Source organism: Kribbella sp. NPDC023972, from assembly GCF_040639075.1.
Lineage (GTDB): Bacteria > Actinomycetota > Actinomycetes > Propionibacteriales > Kribbellaceae > Kribbella.
This window is the reverse complement of the sequence record NZ_JBEZZH010000008.1, coordinates 164,175-182,221: the sequence shown is the minus strand read 5'-3', so window position 1 is coordinate 182,221 and position 18,047 is coordinate 164,175. Positions and strand designations below refer to the sequence as shown.

Here is an 18,047-nt window from a genome sequence, read left to right as displayed (position 1 = left end):
AAGCTCACCGTCCTTCGAAGTCGCCGGTACGACGTTCCGCGAAGGCTGCCCGGCCTTCGGCTGCGTCCCGGGTGCCGAGAGCCACTGCCTGCAACTCCCGCTCGTACTGGATGGCCGGCTCGAGACCCATCGACAGGGCGGCGCGCAGGTTCGCCTTCGCCGCCTGGGCCGCGATCGGCGGCCGCTCCGCGATCCGGTGTGCCAACTCGATTGCTGCCGGCAACAACTCGTCAGCCGACAGCACACGACTGATCAATCCGATCCGCAGCGCTTCGGCGGCATCGATCGGGTCACCGGTCAGCAGCATCATCGCCACGTCACTCGCCGGCACACTCGCGGCCAGCAACGCGGTCACTCCGCCGCCACCGATCCACCCCAACTTGATCTCCGCGGCGGCGAAGCTGGCCGTCGACGCGGCCAGCCGGATGTCGCACGACAACGCCAGCTCCAGGCCGCCGCCGTACGCATAACCGTTGATCGCGGCGACCACCGGCGTCCGCAGGCTGCGCAGGGCGTCGCAGTAGTCGCGGCGGTTGCGGAACTGCCAGGGGCCGTCGTAGGCATCGAGCTCCCCCACGTCGCTGCCGACGGAGAAGGACCGGTCACCGGCTCCCGTCAGCACCACCGCACGGATGGAGGGGTCCTCGTCGATCCGCGGGATCAACTCGAGCAACTCGGTGCTCATCGCGCGGGTGGCCGCGTTCAACTTCGCCGGCCGGTCGAGCGTCAGCAAGCCGACCCGGCCGTCCTGGTCGAAGCGGATCCGGCCGTCATCCATGGCTCGCCCTCCGGTAGTCGTCCTCGATCCGATCGACCGCCGCGGCGGCATCGACCGAGCTCTGCAGCACCTCGCGCACGCGCACCGACAACTCGTCCTGGAAGGCGATCCAGCCGTCGAACCGCGGCCGGATGTACGCCGTCGTCAGCGTGCCGAGGGTCGCCGAGTAGTGCCCGTTCCAGGCCTTGTCCACCACATCGGACGCCCACACGGCCGCGGTCGCCGACTGCCCACCGACCGCCGACACGAGGTCGAGCTGGACGCCGATGTCGAGCAGGCCCCGCACGTACTTCGTCACGGCCAGCACGCGTGCATACGCCCGCGGCGTCACCGCCAGCCCGGTGCCGCCGAGCGTGCTGTTGGCCAACCGATCGTCAGCACGGAGCCGCGGCGCGGCCGACCACGCCAGCGGCACCCGGTCCTCCGACACGCCGCCGTAGTACGCATAGCTGTAGACCAGCGGGCAACACATCAGCTCGTTGCTGTCAGCAAGCAGCTCGTGGATGCCGATCGGGTCGAGCGAAGCCGCACTCTGGTCGCTCCGCCGCCACACGGCGCGCAGCACCTCGAGCGCCTCGATCGCACGGGACCGATCGAGCAGACCGGCACCAGTCCGGTCCCCGGCCAGACCGAGCAGCATCAACCCGGCATGTGGGCCGGCAACACACAACACCACGCCGGACATCGACAGCACCTCAGCCCAGTCACCCGGTGGCTTACTCAACCGATCAGGCCGGTAGAGAAAGGTCTGCGTGGCCGCATCCAGCGGTAACGCCCAGCCATACCCGTCGATCCGGTAGCTCTCCCACGTCGGTACGACCGCGCGCTCCCGCCACACCTTGAGATCACGCGCCGCGAACACGTCCTCCACCGGCAGGATCGCCCCGGCCTCGATCGCCGCTCCGAGCCCCGGATGATCCACGACCAGCAAGTCGTACCGCTCGGCCAACTCGGACAGCGGCGTTGACTCGAAGCCCGTCAAGGGCTGCCGGTCCCAGACCACCTGTACGCCGGGCGCCTCGAACGCCTCCAGCGGTCGATAGCCCCGCGGATGGTCCCAGGTCAGTCCGCGCAACTGAACGGTCATCGCGACACCACCACGCCCCGCCGCACGAGCTCGTCACGACGTTCGGCGGGCACACCAAGCTCAGCCAGCAACTCGGCAGTGTGCTCACCGGTCAGCGGAGCGGGCCGTCGTACTTCCGCGGGTGTCCGGCTGAACCGATACGGGAATCCCGGCGTCGTCACCGTCCCCTCGGTCGGATGCTCGTACGTCACGAACGACCCGTTGTGCAGCACCTGCGGATCGGTCTGGAGATCGGCATAGGAGTAGACGGGACCACACCAGATGCCGCGTTCTCGCAGCTTGTGCAGCCAGTGATCCGTCGACTCTGTTCTCAGCGCCGCCGACACCGCCGACGAGATCTCGTCCCGCCGGGCGAACCCATCCCGCTCCGCATCGAGCTCAGCCAATGAAGGCACATCGAGCACCTCAGCCAGGACTGGCAGATCGGCGAAGGCCAGGGAGAGGTAACCGTCGGCGGTGCTGAAGATGCCGTAGGGCGCCCGGATGTAGCTGTGTGCGTGCACCTCCTCGGACCGTGTCTGGGCGACGTGACCGACGGTGTGCACGGACAGCTCCTGCATCTGCAGGGCGATGACGGCATCGAGCATGTTGACCTGAACCAGCTGTCCTTCGCCAGTGCGCTCGCGATGAAGGAGGGCGGCCAGGACGCCCTCGAACGAGCTGTAGGCGGTGACAGCATCAGCCAGGAAGTACGGCGCCGCGACCGGCGGCTCATCGGGACGACCAGTGCTGAACAACGCACCGCTCATCGCCTGCACGAGCAGATCCTGACCGGGCCAGGATGCGTACGGACCGGTTTCGCCGTACCCCGACACCGAGACGTACACCAGATCGGGCTTCAGCGCACGCAAGGTCTCGTAGTCCACGCCCAGCCGGGCGGCGACTCCGGGCCGATAGTTCTGCAGGAACACGTCGGCCGTGCGCACCAACTCGTACAACAACTCCCGACCTTCGTCGGACTTCAGGTCCACGGCCAGGCTGCGCTTGTTCCGGTTGAGCGACAGGAACGACGCGTTCACCTCGACACCGGTCGCACCGCCCGCGGCCGTGTGGCGCTGCCACTCACCGGTGATCGGCTCGACCTTGACCACGTCCGCGCCCAGATCGCCGAGCCGCATCGCGGCCAGCGGGCCGGCCATCGCCACCGACAGGTCGAGCACGCGGTAGCCGTTCAAGACGCTCATTGGGCGGTCCACCCGGCGTCCACAGGCAGTACGGCGCCGGTGACGAACGAGGCGTCGTCGCTGGCCAGGAAGGCGATCGCGGCGGCCACCTCGTCCGGTTGCCCGATCCGCCCGAGCGCGTGATGCCGGTCGACCATCGCCTGCATCGCACCCGGATCGTCCTCACCGCCGACCTTGCCGTTGCGGATCAGCGGGGTGTCGATCAGCCCGGGTGCCACGCAGTTCGCCCGGACGCCGTCCCGGCCGTGGTCCAGCGCCATCGCGCGGGTCAGGTTCTCCACGCCGGCCTTCGCCGCGCAATACGCCGACCGGTTCCGCTCCCCGACCGTGCCGATCGCCGACGAGATCGTCACGATCGCACCATTGCCTTGAGCAATGAACCGGGGCAGCACCGCTCGGCAGGAGTTGTAGACGCCGGTCAGGTCGACCTCCAGGATCGTCTGCCATTCGGACGGCGTCGTGTTCGGCACGGTGTCGCACACGTCGACCCCGGCAGCGCTGACGAGGACGTCGACACTGCCAAGAGCTGCCGTCACCTCCGCGACCACCTCCTCGGTGCGGTCCAGGTCGGTCACGTCCAGCCGATAGCCGCGCGCGGCGCCGCCCAGTTCGGCGGCGACCTTCTCCGCAGCCTCGCCGTCGCGATCGCAGACGACGACCGTGCCGCCCTCGGCGACGATCCGGTGGGCGGTGGCCGCGCCGATCCCGGAGGCACCTCCGGTGATCAGCGCGACCTTGCCCGCAAATCGTTCCTTGTCCATAGCTACTCGGGAACCTCAGGGCTTCTCGTAGGGGAAGGACGGCAGTACGCCGATCCGGTCGTACTGCATCCGGGAGTCGTCGAACCCGTCCTCCCAGCTGACGTTCTCGAACGTGGAGCACGGTCCGGCCGACGGCCCGTGGTACGGGTCGCTCTCGGTGTTGGTCACCTTCACGTCGGAGAACGCGAATCCACAGCCGCCGAAGTCCATGTGCACGCCGTACGGCTTGCTGTCGGGCATCGAGGGATCGGCGTTCGCGTCGTCGATGATCAGCTGCGACACGGCCGCGTCCGGTGTGTACGGCGGCTGGTTGCGTACGCCGTACGCGTAGAACGGACCGGTGTCACCGCTGTCCTTCGCCAGGTGCGACAACCGCACGTGATGGACGGTGTTGCCGCCGGTGTAGTTGTCCTCGTTCGGGATCTCGGGTCGCGACTCGATGCTGATGCCGTACCGGGCGCCGTGCTCGACGACGGTGTGACTGATCTCGTTGCGGCCGCTGTTCATGATCTCGACGCCGGCCGAGTCGCCCGGGACGAGTTCGCCGAGGTGGTGGATGTAGTTGTTGGTGAAGGTGTTCCGGTGAGCGAGATCGCCCTCACCCGGCCAGCCGCCCTCGACCTTGATGCCGTCGTTGCCGAGATGTTCGAGCAGACTGTCGGACACAGTCGTCTTCTCGTTGGCGAACAGCAACTGGATCGCGGTGAAACCGGTCCTCCGCAGGTGCAGCCGGGTCAACGTCACGCCGCGGGTATTGGTCAGCGTGATCGCGCCCCACCGGTTCCGCGGCAGCTCGATCTGCGTGTCGTACTTCGGGTACTTGTGCTTGAACCCGGAGTCGCCGGTGCCGTTCCAGCCGTACCGGTACCACTCCATGAAGTCGCTGTGCTGGATCGACAGACCGTCGAGGGTCAGGTTCTCCACCCGTCGGCTCGCCGAGGCGCCGGCGATCCTGAACACCTCGGTGACGACCGGACGCTGGACTTTGACGCCGTCCATCGTCCCGCCGGCGGGCTTGTAGTACAGCATCTTGGCCGGGTAGTCCAGGTAGTACTCCCCCGCCTGGTCGAGCAGGCTGAGCGAGTTCTGCACGAAGTACCGGGAGCCGCCGCCGGAGTTGATGAACCCGTACCGCGCCGGGTAGATCAGGGTCGTCCGCCGCTTGGTGAAGTTGATGTCCAGCAGCGGCACGGTGTCGGTGAACCACGACCAGGATCCGCCCGACCAGACCGTGACCTGGGCCGGCCACGACGTACCGAGCCGCAGGTCCCAGGACGGATCCCAGTCACCGGTGTTGAAGCCGATCTGGTCCCGGACGGCCTCCTTGGTCGGGTCGAACAGGATCGACCGCAGGTACGGCGCCCATTCGTCGTCCGACCGCCGATTCGGGTAGCGCGCGGTGGTCGCCCGCTTCCCTTCGGCGTACAGCGTGTAGAACGGCTTGTCCACGTCCACCGGGGCCTTGAAGATCCCGTCCCGGTACGGCGTCCAGCCGGTCACCTCCTCGGCTGCCTCGAAGACGGCCTTCGCGGGACCGTCCACACTCCGGTAGACGACCCGGTGGCCGTTCGACCCGGAGTCGCGGTCGTCGAAGGTGATCGTCTTGTCCACCTGGTAGGTGCCCGCCTTCAGGTTCACCACCAGGTCACAGGACAGCTGCCGGTTCAGATTCCGCGCGCGGATGGTGTCACGAGCGTGTTCGACCGTGCGCCAAGGTTTGGACCTGGTCCCAGGTGCCGAATCGTTCCCGTCCGGCGACACCCAGAACGACGTACACCCAGCCCGGTCAGCACCCGGCGCAGCGCCGGCACCCAGCGCCGAGCCGCCGATGACCGCCGCGGGCACCAAAAGACCGACCGCGAGCCCGATGATCAATCCTGAACGTGTCGACATCCCGGATCACCGTCCCGCCACGTCGTACGGGAAGCTCGGCAGTACGCCGATCTTGTCGTACTCCATCTTCGAGGTGTCGAAACCCTCGACCCAGTTGGCGTTGCTGACCTGGTTGCACTTGTACGACTGGTACTTGTCGTCGGAGACCTTCCCGACCTCGATGTTGGCGAAGGAGAACCCACAGCCGCCGGCGTCCATGTGCACACCGCGGGTGCCACCGGCATCCGGCATCGACGGGTCGGGAATCACGTCGCCGACAACCAACTGCTCCACGGTGTTCTGCACTGGATGCGGCTCCTGGTTGTCGATGCCGTAGGTGTAGAACGCACCCATGTCACCGCTGTCCAGGCCGGTCTGCTCCAGCCGGATGTACTTGAAGCTGTTGCCGGACGCGTACTGCTCGCCGTCCTTCACCTCGGGCCGCGACTCCAGGCTGATGCCGTAGCGCGCGCTGTGCTTCACGACGATGTTGGAGATCGTGTTGTTGCCGGTGTCCATCAGCTCGATGCCGGCCGCGTCACCCGGCACCAGCTCACCGACGTGGTCGACGAAGACGTTCGAGATCGTGTGGTGGTTGCTCAGGTCGCCTTCACCCGGCCAGCCGCCTTCCACCTTGATGCCGTCGGCACCGATGTTCTCCAGCAGGCTGTCGGTGATCCGGGTGTGGTCATTGGCGAACAGCAGGTAGATCCCGGTGAAGCCGGTGTCGGACAGCCGCAACCGGGTCAGATCGATGTTGCTGGTGTTGGTCAGCCTGATCGCGCCGAACCGGTTCCGCGGCATCTCGATCTGGCGGTCGTACTCCGGGTACTTGTGCTCCACCCCGGCGTCGCCACTGGACACCCAGCCGTTGCGGTACCAGGTGACGAAGTCGGAGTACTGCACCCCGAGACCGTCGAAGGTCACGTCGTGCAGCCGGTCCTCGGCCGACGCGCCGGCCAGGTCGAGCACGGTCTTCACGGTCGGCCGGAGCACCTTGACGCCGTCCATGGTGCCGCCGCGCGGCTTGTAGTAGACCTCGCCGGCCTTGTAGTCCAGGTAGTACTCCCCCGGCTGGTCGAGGAAACTGAGCGAGTTGTGGAAGAAGTACCGGGAGCCGCCGCGGCTGTTGACCATCGCGTAGCGGGTCCAGTGCTTCAAGGTCGTCTGGGTCTTCTTGAAGTTCGTGTCCAGCAGCGGGATCGTGTCGGTGAACCACGACCACGAACCACCCGACCAGATGGTGACCGACGCCTGGCTCAGGTCCCAGCTGGGGTCCCAGTCACCGGGCTTGCCCCACATCCAGTTGCGCACGTCCATCTTGTCCTCTTCGTAGAGGATGGACGTCAGGTACGGCGACCAGGTGTCCTCGGTGCCACGATTCGGGTACCGCGCGTTGGTGGCCCTCTTGCCGTCCTCGAACAGCGTGTAGAACGGCTTCGACGGGTCCACCTTCGCCTTGAAGATCCCGTTCCGGTACGGCGTCCAGCCGGTGATCTCCTCGGCACCGGACAGGGTCGCCTTCCCCGGTCCGTCGACGCTGCGGTAGACGACGCGGTGGCCGTTGGCCCCCGAGTCACGCTGGTCGAACTGAATGGTGGAGCTGACCGGATACTGACCGGCCTTGAGATTGACGGTGATGTCACAGCCCATGTGGGCGGTGTCGTTGAGTTTCCGGTTCCGGATCTCGTCGCGGGCCCGGGTGACGGTCTTCCACGGGTCCTTCTCGGTGCCCTTGCCGGCGTCGTCGCCGTCGGGTGCGACGTAGAAGCTGTCGCACCTCGCCGCACCGGCGGGTTGGGTGTTCAGCTGGACGGCCGCGACGGTCACCAGGGCAGTCGCGACCACTCCGGCTCCGACGCTCAGCGCCGTACGCGTTCTTCTGTTGTTGGACATGGTGGGCGGGGTCCTCTCAGGTCAGTCGCCGGCTGCGCCGTTCTGGGTGGCGCGCCAGTGCTCGTACTCGAGGCGGGTCTTCTCGGTCAGGGGGTAGTAGTCGCGCAACGGCGCGCCCTCGTCGATCCGTCGACGGCTGAACTTCTCCCACGCGTCGTGCTCGGCGGCCGCCTGGACGACGGCCTCGGCACGCTGCCGGGGTACGACGACAGCGCCGTCGTCGTCGGCGACGACCAGGTCACCGGGCAGCGCCAGTACGCCGCCGACCGCGACCGGGACGTTGTACGCCCACGGGAACAGTTCGGACTGGGATGCGTAATGCGGGGTGGCGCCGGTGGACCAGATCGGGACGTCAAGCTGCGACACACGGGGCACGTCGCGGATCCGGCCGTCCACCACGATGCCGGCGCCACCACGAAGCTTGAAGTAGCGGACCAGCATGTCACCGAAGCAGCCGGTGGTGTGGCTGCCGTAGGCCTGGACCACGAGCACGTCGCCGGGCTGTACCTCGTCGAGCACCGCCCACAGCGCCGTACTGCGCTCGATGTACTCCTGCGTCTGGCCGTCGGCGATGTCTTCGCGCTGGGGCATGAACTGCAGGGTCAGGGCGCGGCCGACCACCTTCTGGCCGGGGAACATGCTGGTCGGTCCGTCGACGAAGGTCCGGCGGATGCCCTGTCCGTGCAACCGGGCGCAGGCGGTGGCCGACCCGATCTGGGACAACCGCGACACCAGGCCGGGATCCGGTGCCGGCGGGTCCTCGCCGCGCACCGGCAGGTCCCAGACCGGCGCCACCGGGGCTTGTTCGATACCGCTGCTCATATGTCTCCTCAGTCAAGCGCCACGTGCGCGGCGCGATAGGCGTTACGGGTCAGCCGCAGGTCGAGCCGGATGGTCCGGCCCGGCGGCATCGTGACGTCAAGTCTGTTGCCACCGACAACGATCGTCTCGGTGCCGGGAGCCGGCGGCGGCGAGGTGTACGCCGGGGCCGGGCCGGGGTACTCACCGGTCGCCGTGGTCACCGTCGCCTCGTCTATACGGTCGGTGCCGAAGCTGCCGGCCTGGACGATCACGCGACGGGTCTGCGTCGCGGACAGGTTGACCAGCTGCAGCCCGGTGCGGTCGGGCTCGACCGTGTCGACCAGGGCGGCGACATCGGCCGGCAGACCGGGACGGCTCCGCTCGGGGTCGAGGTACAGCACCCGCAGCGGCAGAAGGCCACCGTTGTAGAGGAGTTGCGGCGTACCGGTGGTCAACTGGAGCAAGGCCTCGGTCGCGACCGGGTTGTGCCGTTGCCAGTGGTGGATGTTCAGCTCGGCCGGATCGACGGTATCGACGGCCATCAGGTCCATCCGGCGCTGCACCTGGGACAGCGCGACACCGAGCATCGCCTCGGGATAGCCCGGGTTGTCACCCGCCAGATAGGCCAGCCAGGGCGCCTCGTGCCCGGCATCCTCCTTGTTCCGGAAGTCGCGCACGGTCCGCCAGTCGTACCCGCTGCGCTGCCTGAGCCGCTGCAGCCGTTCACGATCCGCGGACTCGAAAGCCGCCTGCCACAACCAGGTCGGCAGGCCTAGCTGCGGCGGCTGATAGTCGAACCATCCGTCGTCGCCGTGTCGGTTCGGGATCAGCAGTGTCGGATTCGCGCAGTCCTCACCGAGCTCGGCCTGCCACCGGTCCCGGATGCTCAACTCGGTCTCGTCCACACTGCCCGTGATGCCACGCTCGTACAGGTGGTCCAGCAGCTGCCGCGCGATGTCGAGCCGTCGCGAGTCGCCGGTCAGCAGTACGCCGTTCAGCGCCGCGATGCAGGCGGCGGAGCCGACGCTGTAGACGCCATGTGGCCAGTTCCAGCCGTAGTTGCCGCCGTACCAGCGTCCGCCGTGCAGCTCGCCGACCTCACCACTGGGCCCGACGTTGTCCGGGAGCAGGCCGCCGTTGGCCGCGGCGCGTTCCTGCCACGCATCGAGGTACTCCAGGGTCCAGGCCGCGAACCGGTCGTTGTGGTCGTAGAGCCAGGCGTTGGCGGTCAGCGTGGTCGCGGCCAGGTTGACCGCCACATCACCGGCGCCGAGCCGCCGAATCATCTCCGCGCCCATCAGGTCGGCCTTGGCCGGGTCCTTGAGGTCGTCCCAGGTCTGGATCCCCGGCACGCCGGGCAGCGGCAGACCGAAGATCCGCATATTGGTGAGATCGGCGCCGTACGAACGCCACTCGTCGTTGATGCCCCAGCGCGGACCACCGCCGCCGTTGTGCGGGGCCCGGATCGTGCGAGTGGCGGCGTCGTAGTTGCCGGCCGGCGAACCGGGCAGGTAGAGCTCGGCGAACCGGTACGCGCGCTCCCGGAAGACCTCGTCACCCGGGTCGGCGGCACACAGCGAGTAGAAGAAGATCATCGACTCACCGATGTGGAACCAGTCGTAGCCGCGCTCGAACTCGTCCACGAGGAAACCGAGATCGGTGAGCTGGCGGGTGACGCCTTCCCAGTGCCACTTGGCGACGTCGATCAGGTCGTCCGCGCCACCGAGCTGGTAGAGCACCGGCCAGTTCACGAACGCCTCGTAGAAGTCGTCCGCGCCGTCACGGCTCGGCACGGGTCCGGCGTACCGGAGACTGCCGTCCGGCAGGCAGTAGCGTTCCCGGAACAGCCACCAGCCCTCGTCCATCACGTCGAACAGGCGGCGTTGCATGATCGCCCACGCCGGCGGGCTGCCGACCGGCGTCTGCGCGACGACGCGGGGCGGAGCCGCGGCAGCGGTTGTGACATTGGCTGTGACAGTGGCTGTGACAGTGGTCGAGACGGAGTGGGCGGTCATCGTCGTCATCCCTTCGTCGCTCCTGCGGTGAGGCCGCTGATCACGTGCCGCTGCAGCAGCACGAAGACCACCAGCAGTGGCGCCACCGCGAGCAGCAGCGTCGGGAAGACGACCGTGTAGTCGGTCGAGTACTGGCTGACCGCCGCGTAGACGCCGGTGGTGACGGTGTAGAGGCCGCTGCCCGGGCCGAGGATGATCTGCGGGTTCACGAAGTCGTTCCACACCGAGAAGGTGTTCAGGATGACCATCGTGACCACGGCCGGTTTCATCAGCGGGAACACGATCGACCAGAAGATCCGGTGCTTGCCGGCCCCGTCGACCGCGGCCGCCTCGTCCAAGCTGGCCGGGATCGTCATGATGTAACCGGCGTACAGGAAGATCGAGAACGGCAGCGTCAGCGTCGTCTCGAACAGCACGAACCCCGGGATCGTCCCCATCAGTCCGAGGAACTTCAGCGTGTAGACGACCGGGATCACCAGCACCTGGCTGGGGATGAACGTGCCGGCCACGAACAGCAGCAGGAGCACGCGGTACCGGCGTTCGCCGCGGCGAGCGATCACGTACGACACCGGGCCGGCGAGGGCGACGGACAGCACGTTCACCGAGACCACGAACAGCGCGGTGACGGCGTACCCCTTGAGGATGTTGAAGTCCGGGTTGGTCCAGGCCTTCTGCAGGTACTCGGTGGTCAGCAGGTCCGGCGACAGCGAGAACGGGTGGGTCAGGATGTCCTGCTGCGACTTGAATGCGCTCACCACGAGCAGGTACATCGGCACGAGCATCAGCACACTCGTCACGACCAGGAACGCGATCCGGCCGGCGCCCCTGATGCGCACAGGTCTCGGCTGGACCACCTGCGTCTTCACCCGAGGAAGGCGGATCACACTCATGCCTTCACTCCCTGATCCACCTTCGACCGCAGCCGGGCGACCGTGAGGGCGAGACCGGCGGTGACGATCATCAGTACGACGGACTGGGCCGAGCCGAAGCCGAGCGCGTTGTTGTGGAACGAGTCCCACAGAATCAGGTACGCCGCCGTCTGTGTCGAGCCGGCCGGACCACCGCCGGTCAGCGACACGACCAGGTCGTACGTCTTCAGCAGGGTGACCAGCGACAGCACCAGGTTGACCGTCACCACCGGCGCGAGCGCTGGCAACGTGACGTTGAAGAACGTCTGCCGCGGCGAGGCGCCGTCGATCCGCGCCGCCTCGAGCAGATCACGGGAGACCGTCTGCAGACCGGCCAGGTAGAGCACCACATTCACACCGAACCCGGCCCAGACCAGTACGCCGATCAGACTCGCCAGGGCCCAGTTCGGGTTCGACAGGAACGGCAGCACCTCGGCGCCCTTGGAGGTCAGGAAGCCGTTGACCACGCCGGACGTCCCGAGTACGGCGCTCCACAGAAAGCCGACCACGAGCGCGCTCAGCACGTGCGGGTAGAACAGCACGACCCGGAAGAACGCGTTCAACCGCGACGCACCGTTCACCAGCAGCGCGAACCCGAGACCCAGCACGCTGAGCAGGACGGTGCCGACGGCGGCGATCAGCAGGGTCACCCACCCGGCACGGATTGCCTCCTCGCTGCGGGCGAGATCGAGGTAGTTCTGCAGCCCGACGATCGCCGGGCTGGCGCTGTACCCGTTCCAGTCGGTCAGGCTCAAGTAGATCGACAGGCCGACCGGGATGACGAGCATCACCACGAAGAGCAGCAGCGCGGGACCGACCATGCTCGCCGTGGTCAGCCGGTCCCGCAGGCGGGTGGCTGCCGCGGGACTGCTCACGACTTCGACCCCATCCAGCTGTCGATGCGCTTGGCGACGTCGGCCGCGGACTTGCCGGTGTAGAGGCTCTGGACCGCCTTGTTCCATTCGCCGTTGAAGCCTTGCGGCAGCGTGTTGGCGCCGTACCCCTCACCCTGCGCGACGTGTTTGGGCGCCTGGTCGAGGATGTCCTGCACCTGCTTGCCGAGCGGCGTCAGCTTGTCGGTGAAGCCCTTACGGAAGTTGCCGTCCTGGGCGAGCTGGCTCTGCACCGCCTTATCGTCGGTTGCCAGGTACTGGACCAGCTTCACCGCGAGGTCGCGCTGCTTGGTCGACTTCAGCACCATGTACGGCATGGCCATCGTGACGCCCTGCGGACCCGGATACGTCTGGCCGGCCTCGGTCGGGGCGGCGAACACACCGAGGTCGAAGGTGGGTTTCTGGGTCTCCGCCGTACGGACGAACCAGCTGCCCATGATGTACATCGCGGACTTGCCGGACAGGAAGTTGGTCTGCGCGTTGACGTCGTCCAGGCCGAGCGCGTTCTTGTCGACGTATCCGTTCTTGATCCAGGACTCGTAGCGCTGCAGCAGCGGCAGCATGGTCTGGCCGACGCTGAGCTGCTTGGAGTTGACCTGCTGGTACCAGTCCGGGTGCTTCGTCGCGATCGACGGGTCGCTGAGTTGCAGCAGCTGCAACCCGGTCACGTAGTCGCCCGCGGTCTGCAGTGGCAGGTAGCCGGCCGCCTTCAGCTTGCCCATCGCGGCGGTCAGCTCGTCGAGGTTCTTCGGCAGGGCGCTGATACCGGCCTTGGCGAACGCCTCCTTGTTGTAGTACACCAGCGACTGCGCCTGCTGGCCGACGCCGACGGTGTAGACCTTGCCGTCCAGCGCGGCCTGTTCGACCAGCGGGGTGTCCTTGGTCCAGGCCTGGTCGGTCAGCTCGAGCATCTGCGGGGCGAGCGTCTTGTCGACCATCAGCGTCTCGACCACGTCCGGCGCGTTGCCGGCCGCGAGCAACTGCGGCAGCGTGTCCTTAACGCCCTGGCCGGTCGGCGCCTCGATCTTCACGTCGACGCCGGGGTTGGCGTCCTCGAACGGTTTGACCAGCTCCTCCCAGTAGCCCTTGGTCAGGTTGGGGGTGATGTTCACCAGCATCCGCACCTCGCCGGTGCTGCCACCGGCCGACCCCTCGTCACTGAACCCGCCGCCGCAGCCCGTCGCGCCCACCAGGATCGCGACCGCCGCCGGCAGGACGGCCTTCCACCGTGACAACTGTCGCCGTGACGACTGTCGCCGTATCGAACGAGCCATTTCCGGGTCCTCCTCGGATCGTCCCGGCGTCGGGGGCGGCCGGGCGTCGTTAGCGATCGACGATGCAGAGAGCCACGCTGAAGTGTCAACGTTTAAACGGCAAAGTGGACGCTCCGAGTCAGAAGTCCGCGCCATAAAGGGTTGGCAGATCGTTGTGGCCCGGGTCACCATGCAGCCATGCCCGATGCCGGACGTCCCAAGTCGCCGCTGACCTTGTCGGCGGCCGAGCGCGCCGCGCTCACCGACCTCGCCGCCGCGAACGGAACCAGCCCGGCGATGCGCCTGCGCAGCCGGATCGTGCTCGCCTGCGCCGAAGGCCGGTCGAACAAGGACGTCGCCGACCTGCTCGCGGTCACCCCGGGAACGGTCGGCAAGTGGCGGCGGCGATTCCTGCGGATGGGGATGGCCGGTCTCGACGACGGGATGCGCAGCGGCCGGCCGCGGATGGTCGACCGGGTTCGGCTCGGTGCGATCGGCTCCGGATCGATGGCCGATTCCGGACACCCGCTGTCGACGCGCGAGATCGCGGCCGCTCACGGAGTGTCGCAGTCGACCGTCGCGCGCCGTCGCCGCGAGGAGATCCACCGGCATCGCACCGGCGGCGGACTGGCGTTGCGCTCGATGCAACCCGCACCGCCGCCGTCGACGGACAACGAGCTGCTCTCGGACCGGGTCTACGAGGCGATCCGCGGCTGGATCCTGTCCGGCGAGCTCGCACCCGGGATGCGTGTGGTCGAGTCCGAGATCGCCCGCGTCCTCGGCACCAGCCAGACCCCCGCCCGGGAAGCGGTACGACGACTCGCGCACGAAGGACTGGTGACGTACCGGCCGCGGCTGGGCAACTTCGTCACCGAGATCTCACAGGTCGAGGCCCGGGAAGCGCGTGAGGTGCGCGTGCTCCTCGAGAGCGCGGCGGCCCGGCGCGCCACCGGTCACGTGCCGCCGGAGGAGCTGGACCTGCTGCGGATCGAGGTGCAGCGGATGACCGAAGCGGCCGACCACCACGACATCGGCGCCTTCCGTGAGGCCGACCTGCGGTTCCACCGGCAGGTGCTCGCCACCAGCGGCAACTCGATGCTGCTGAAGGTCTGGCGCACGCTCGAGCCGGCGCTGTGGAACCTGCAGGTCGTCTCGAACGCGATGTACGCCGGTGACTGGGGGCTGATGGCGCGTCGGCACATCGACCTGGTCGAGGTGCTGGCCGGCACCGACCCCGAAGACGCGGCCCGCCTGTTCTCGGCCCACGCCCGTGGCGAGTCCTCCATCACCAGACCCGCGGGCCGCCATGCCTGATGCACCCGACAACCGCCCACCCCCGCCCGACATCCCCCTCGACTCCCACGTCCACCTCTGGGACACCCCGCGCCGCAGGCTTCCTTGGCTCCCCACCGGCCACCCGTTGCGCCGCGACTTCGCCCTCCCCGACCTCGCCGAAGCTTCCGGTGGCCGGCTCCCGGACACCATCATCGTCCAGGCCGACGCCGACCCCCTCGAAGTCACCGACCTGCTCGACCTCGCCGCGACCACACCCTCCGTCCTCGGCGTCGTCGGCTGGTTCGACCTCACGTCCGAAGAAGTGGGGACACGGGTGGCCACTTCTTCGGACGTGAGCGGCGGCACTGGGTCGAAGCTGGCCGGGATTCGCTGCCCGCCCGTGGACCAGGCCGATCCGGACGCGCTCACCGATCCCGCGTTCCTTCGCGGCGTGCAGGCCGCCGCCGACGCCGGCCTCGCCATCGACCTGCTCCTCCGACCACCCGCCCTCACCGGCGCCGCACGGCTGGCAACCGCCGTACCCGACGCCCGCCTCGTGCTCGACCACCTGGGCAACCCGGTCAGCGCCGATGCCGACTGGCACACCGGGATGAAAGCTCTCGCCGACTGCCCGAACGTCAGCGTCAAGCTCTCCGGCACCGCCCACCTCCCCTCCGACACCCTCGCCGAACTCATCGGCGTCGCCCTCGACCTCTTCGGGAGCGACCGGTTGATGTTCGGCTCCGACTGGCCCGTGTGCACGCTCTTCAGCACGCGCGCCGAGGTCATTCGCCGTACCACTGAACTGCTTCCGGCGGCCGCGCACAACGACGTGTTCCGCGGCACCGCCGAGCGCACCTACCGCCTCTAGGGAGACCGCCCATGACCGAGTACACCCGACGCCAGGTCCTGCGCACCGCCGGCGCCGCGGCCGGCACCGCTGTCGTCGCCGGCGCCCTGACCGACCCTCTCACCGCCGCCGCCGAACCCGAATCGCCCGGGAGCGACACGAACCCGCTGAAGCTCTGGTACACCCGCCCCGCCACCGAATGGCTGCAGGCGCTTGCCGTCGGCAACGGTCGGCTGGGGGCGATGGTGTACGGCGGTATCGCGACCGAGCAGCTCCAGCTCAACGAGGACTCGATCTGGGCCGGCGGTCCACACCAGTACGACGACCCGGCCGGCAAGGAGGCGCTACCGGAGATCCGCCGGCTGATCGCCGAGGAGGAGTACCTCGCCGCGCAGAACCTCGCCGACGAACACTTCATGGGCCGTCCGACCGAACAGATGCAGTACCAACCGGTCGGCGACCTGAGGCTCACGTTCCCAGGCATCACCGAGGCCGGCGTGACGTCGTACCGGCGCGAGCTCGATCTGACCACGGCGATCACCTCGGTGAGCTACGTCGCCGACGGAGTGCGTTACACGCGTGAGGTGTTCGTCAGCCATCCGGCGCAGGTGCTGGTGATGCGGCTGGCCGCTGACCACGACGGTGCGGTGTCGTTCGACGCGAGCTTCACGACACCGCAGGCGGCGACGGTCGATCGGTTCGACGACCGGACGCTGGCGCTGAACGGGATCAGCGGGGACGCCGAGGGCCTGAAGGGATCGGTGAAGTTCTGCGCGCTGATCCGGGCTTTCGCCGAGGGCGGGACGACGAAGGTTGCCGACGGCAAGCTCACGGTCGCCGGCGCGGACGCGGTCACGCTGGTGCTGTCGGTCGGGACGAGCTACCGGAACTACCTCGACGTCAGCGACGACCAGGTGGCGAAGGCGACGGCGCCGTTGCCCTCGGTGCGTCCGGCGTACGGTCTGCTGCGCAGGACGCACGTGGAGGACTACCGGCGGCTGTTCGGGCGGCTCGACATCGACCTCGGGACGTCGGACGCGATCGCGCTGCCGACCGACCAGCGCGTGATCGCGTTCCGGAACGGCGGCGATCCGCAGCTGGCCGCGCTGTACTACCAGTTCGGTCGCTATCTGCTCATCTCCAGCTCGCGCAGTCCGGGGCAGCCGGCCAACCTGCAGGGCATCTGGAGTTACAAGATGCTGCCGGAGTGGCAGTCGAAGTTCACGCTGAACATCAACTGCGAGATGAACTACTGGCCCGCGGGCCCAGCCAACCTCGCGGAGTGCTGGGACCCGCTGTTCCAGATGATCGCCGAGCTGGCCGAGTCCGGCGCGCGGACGGCCGCGACGATGTACGACGCTCCCGGGTGGGTCGCGCATCACAACACCGACGGGTGGCGGGGTACCGCTCCGGTGGACTTCGCGTTCTACGGTGTCTGGCCGACCGGCGGTGCCTGGTTGTCGCTGCTGTTCTGGGAGCGGTACGAGTACACCGGCGATCTGGCGCTGCTGCGGAAGTACTACCCGGTGCTGCGTGGGTCGGTGGAGTTCTTCCTCGACCAGTTGCAGACCGATGCGAAGACGGGCTATCTGGTGACCAGCCCGTCGCACTCGCCGGAGCTGAAGCATCACGACTACGACAACGAGGGCGTCAGCATCTGCGCGGGTCCGACGATGGACAGCGAGATCCTGCACGACCTGTTCAAGGTGTTCGGCCAGGCGGCCTCATTGCTGGGCACGGACGCCGCGATGGCTGCTCGGGTGGCCGAGGCGAAATCCCGGCTGGCGCCGATCCAGATCGGGTACCTCGGGCAGATCCAGGAGTGGCTGATCGACTGGGAGGAGGCGGCAATGGAGACCAGCCGCCACGTCTCGCATCTGTGGGCCCTGTTCCCGAGCGACCAGATCACCCCGCGCCGTACGCCGGAACTCGCCGACGCGGCCCGCAAGTCGCTGGAACTGCGCGGCCCGGCGGTCACGGCCGGCTGGTCGCTCGCCTGGAAGCTGAACATGCGGGCCAGGTTGCTGGAACCGGCCAACGCCTACAAGCACCTGACCCAGCTGCTGGCCCCTGGCCGCACCGCGCCGAACCTCTTCGACCTGCACCCGCCGTTCCAGATCGACGGAAACTTCGGCGGCGTCTCCGGCATCACCGAAATGCTGATGCAAAGCCACTCCGGCGAGGTCGCCCTCCTCCCGTGCCTCCCAGCCGCCTTCGCCACCGGCAGCATCCGCGGCCTCCGTGCCCGCGGCGGCTTCGACCTCAACCTCACCTGGGCCGACGGCAAGCTGACCCGAGCCCGTATCCACTCCTTGCTGGGCAACCGCCTCAAGCTCCGCACCGGCGTACACGTCGACGTGAAGTCCACCGCCGGCCCGGTCGCCTTAGCCCGCCCCGAAGAGGGTGTCGTCGAGTTCCGCACCCGGGCCGGCACCGATTACTTCATCGAGCCCCGCGCATGACGCTTGCCGTTA

Annotated in this window: 14 protein-coding genes; 3 read left to right on the top strand and 11 right to left on the bottom strand. The window is 68.0% G+C overall.

Translation table 11 applies throughout. The annotated features are described in order from the left end of the window. Positions 1-4 precede the first annotated feature (4 nt). From AB0F43_RS29045 to AB0F43_RS28995, 11 genes are read right to left on the bottom strand one after another with little or no spacing between them, the layout of a single operon-like run. Positions 5-778, bottom strand: a complete 774-nt coding sequence (locus AB0F43_RS29045; RefSeq protein ID WP_360483662.1) for an enoyl-CoA hydratase/isomerase family protein — start codon at positions 776-778, stop codon at positions 5-7. After that, complete coding sequence (locus AB0F43_RS29040; RefSeq protein WP_360483659.1) at positions 771-1,865, bottom strand: hypothetical protein; 1,095 nt, start codon at positions 1,863-1,865, stop codon at positions 771-773. The genes AB0F43_RS29045 and AB0F43_RS29040 overlap by 8 nt, the downstream gene beginning before the upstream one ends. Next, on the bottom strand, positions 1,862-3,049 hold the full coding sequence (locus AB0F43_RS29035; protein WP_360483656.1) for a CoA transferase: 1,188 nt from the start codon (positions 3,047-3,049) through the stop codon (positions 1,862-1,864). The genes AB0F43_RS29040 and AB0F43_RS29035 overlap by 4 nt, the downstream gene beginning before the upstream one ends. After that, a complete protein-coding gene (locus AB0F43_RS29030; RefSeq protein ID WP_360483653.1) occupies positions 3,046-3,810 on the bottom strand; it encodes an SDR family oxidoreductase in 765 nt (254 codons plus the stop codon). Before AB0F43_RS29030 ends, AB0F43_RS29035 begins: the two co-directional genes overlap by 4 nt. A gap of 15 nt (positions 3,811-3,825) precedes the next feature. Further along, positions 3,826-5,703 (bottom strand): right-handed parallel beta-helix repeat-containing protein, encoded by a 1,878-nt coding sequence (locus AB0F43_RS29025; protein ID WP_360483650.1) that lies wholly within the window; start codon positions 5,701-5,703, stop codon positions 3,826-3,828. 6 nt (positions 5,704-5,709) lie between these two features. Continuing rightward, the gene (locus AB0F43_RS29020; protein ID WP_360483648.1) at positions 5,710-7,578 is read right to left on the bottom strand and encodes a right-handed parallel beta-helix repeat-containing protein; all 1,869 of its coding nucleotides are present in this window, start codon (positions 7,576-7,578) and stop codon (positions 5,710-5,712) included. 21 nt (positions 7,579-7,599) lie between these two features. Further along, on the bottom strand, positions 7,600-8,400 hold the full coding sequence (locus AB0F43_RS29015; protein ID WP_360483645.1) for a hypothetical protein: 801 nt from the start codon (positions 8,398-8,400) through the stop codon (positions 7,600-7,602). A gap of 8 nt (positions 8,401-8,408) precedes the next feature. Then, the gene (locus tag AB0F43_RS29010) at positions 8,409-10,403 is read right to left on the bottom strand and encodes a hypothetical protein (RefSeq protein ID WP_360483642.1); all 1,995 of its coding nucleotides are present in this window, start codon (positions 10,401-10,403) and stop codon (positions 8,409-8,411) included. Further along, entirely contained in the window at positions 10,400-11,284 is an 885-nt protein-coding gene (locus AB0F43_RS29005) for a carbohydrate ABC transporter permease (RefSeq protein ID WP_360483640.1), read from the bottom strand. The genes AB0F43_RS29010 and AB0F43_RS29005 overlap by 4 nt, the downstream gene beginning before the upstream one ends. Continuing rightward, entirely contained in the window at positions 11,281-12,177 is an 897-nt protein-coding gene (locus tag AB0F43_RS29000; protein WP_360483637.1) for a sugar ABC transporter permease, read from the bottom strand. The genes AB0F43_RS29005 and AB0F43_RS29000 overlap by 4 nt, the downstream gene beginning before the upstream one ends. Continuing rightward, complete coding sequence (locus tag AB0F43_RS28995; RefSeq protein ID WP_360483634.1) at positions 12,174-13,469, bottom strand: extracellular solute-binding protein; 1,296 nt, start codon at positions 13,467-13,469, stop codon at positions 12,174-12,176. The genes AB0F43_RS29000 and AB0F43_RS28995 overlap by 4 nt, the downstream gene beginning before the upstream one ends. A 177-nt stretch (positions 13,470-13,646) precedes the next feature. On the opposite strand from AB0F43_RS28995, the gene AB0F43_RS28990 reads away from it, so the two are divergent. Genes AB0F43_RS28990 through AB0F43_RS28980 form a run of 3 tightly spaced genes read left to right on the top strand, consistent with a single transcriptional unit; the run spans position 13,647 to position 18,035 of the window. Then, a complete protein-coding gene (locus AB0F43_RS28990) occupies positions 13,647-14,762 on the top strand; it encodes an FCD domain-containing protein (protein ID WP_360483631.1) in 1,116 nt (371 codons plus the stop codon). Continuing rightward, the gene (locus AB0F43_RS28985) at positions 14,755-15,594 is read left to right on the top strand and encodes an amidohydrolase family protein (RefSeq protein ID WP_360483629.1); all 840 of its coding nucleotides are present in this window, start codon (positions 14,755-14,757) and stop codon (positions 15,592-15,594) included. Before AB0F43_RS28990 ends, AB0F43_RS28985 begins: the two co-directional genes overlap by 8 nt. Positions 15,595-15,605: 11 nt before the next feature. Further along, positions 15,606-18,035, top strand: coding sequence for a glycoside hydrolase family 95 protein (locus AB0F43_RS28980; RefSeq protein WP_360483626.1), 2,430 nt, complete (start codon positions 15,606-15,608; stop codon positions 18,033-18,035). Positions 18,036-18,047: the final 12 nt, after the last annotated feature.

Bases quoted from the DNA above. Each gene is read 5' to 3' on its own strand.
- AB0F43_RS29045 (WP_360483662.1), bottom strand. From the start codon at position 778: ATGGATGACGGCCGGATCCGCTTCGACCAGGACGGCCGGGTCGGCTTG.
- AB0F43_RS29040 (WP_360483659.1), bottom strand. From the start codon at position 1,865: ATGACCGTTCAGTTGCGCGGACTGACCTGGGACCATCCGCGGGGCTAT.
- AB0F43_RS29035 (WP_360483656.1), bottom strand. From the start codon at position 3,049: ATGAGCGTCTTGAACGGCTACCGCGTGCTCGACCTGTCGGTGGCGATG.
- AB0F43_RS29030 (WP_360483653.1), bottom strand. From the start codon at position 3,810: ATGGACAAGGAACGATTTGCGGGCAAGGTCGCGCTGATCACCGGAGGT.
- AB0F43_RS29025 (WP_360483650.1), bottom strand. From the start codon at position 5,703: ATGTCGACACGTTCAGGATTGATCATCGGGCTCGCGGTCGGTCTTTTG.
- AB0F43_RS29020 (WP_360483648.1), bottom strand. From the start codon at position 7,578: ATGTCCAACAACAGAAGAACGCGTACGGCGCTGAGCGTCGGAGCCGGA.
- AB0F43_RS29015 (WP_360483645.1), bottom strand. From the start codon at position 8,400: ATGAGCAGCGGTATCGAACAAGCCCCGGTGGCGCCGGTCTGGGACCTG.
- AB0F43_RS29010 (WP_360483642.1), bottom strand. From the start codon at position 10,403: ATGACGACGATGACCGCCCACTCCGTCTCGACCACTGTCACAGCCACT.
- AB0F43_RS29005 (WP_360483640.1), bottom strand. From the start codon at position 11,284: ATGAGTGTGATCCGCCTTCCTCGGGTGAAGACGCAGGTGGTCCAGCCG.
- AB0F43_RS28995 (WP_360483634.1), bottom strand. From the start codon at position 13,469: ATGGCTCGTTCGATACGGCGACAGTCGTCACGGCGACAGTTGTCACGG.
- AB0F43_RS28990 (WP_360483631.1), top strand. From the start codon at position 13,647: ATGCCCGATGCCGGACGTCCCAAGTCGCCGCTGACCTTGTCGGCGGCC.
- AB0F43_RS28985 (WP_360483629.1), top strand. From the start codon at position 14,755: ATGCCTGATGCACCCGACAACCGCCCACCCCCGCCCGACATCCCCCTC.
- AB0F43_RS28980 (WP_360483626.1), top strand. From the start codon at position 15,606: ATGACCGAGTACACCCGACGCCAGGTCCTGCGCACCGCCGGCGCCGCG.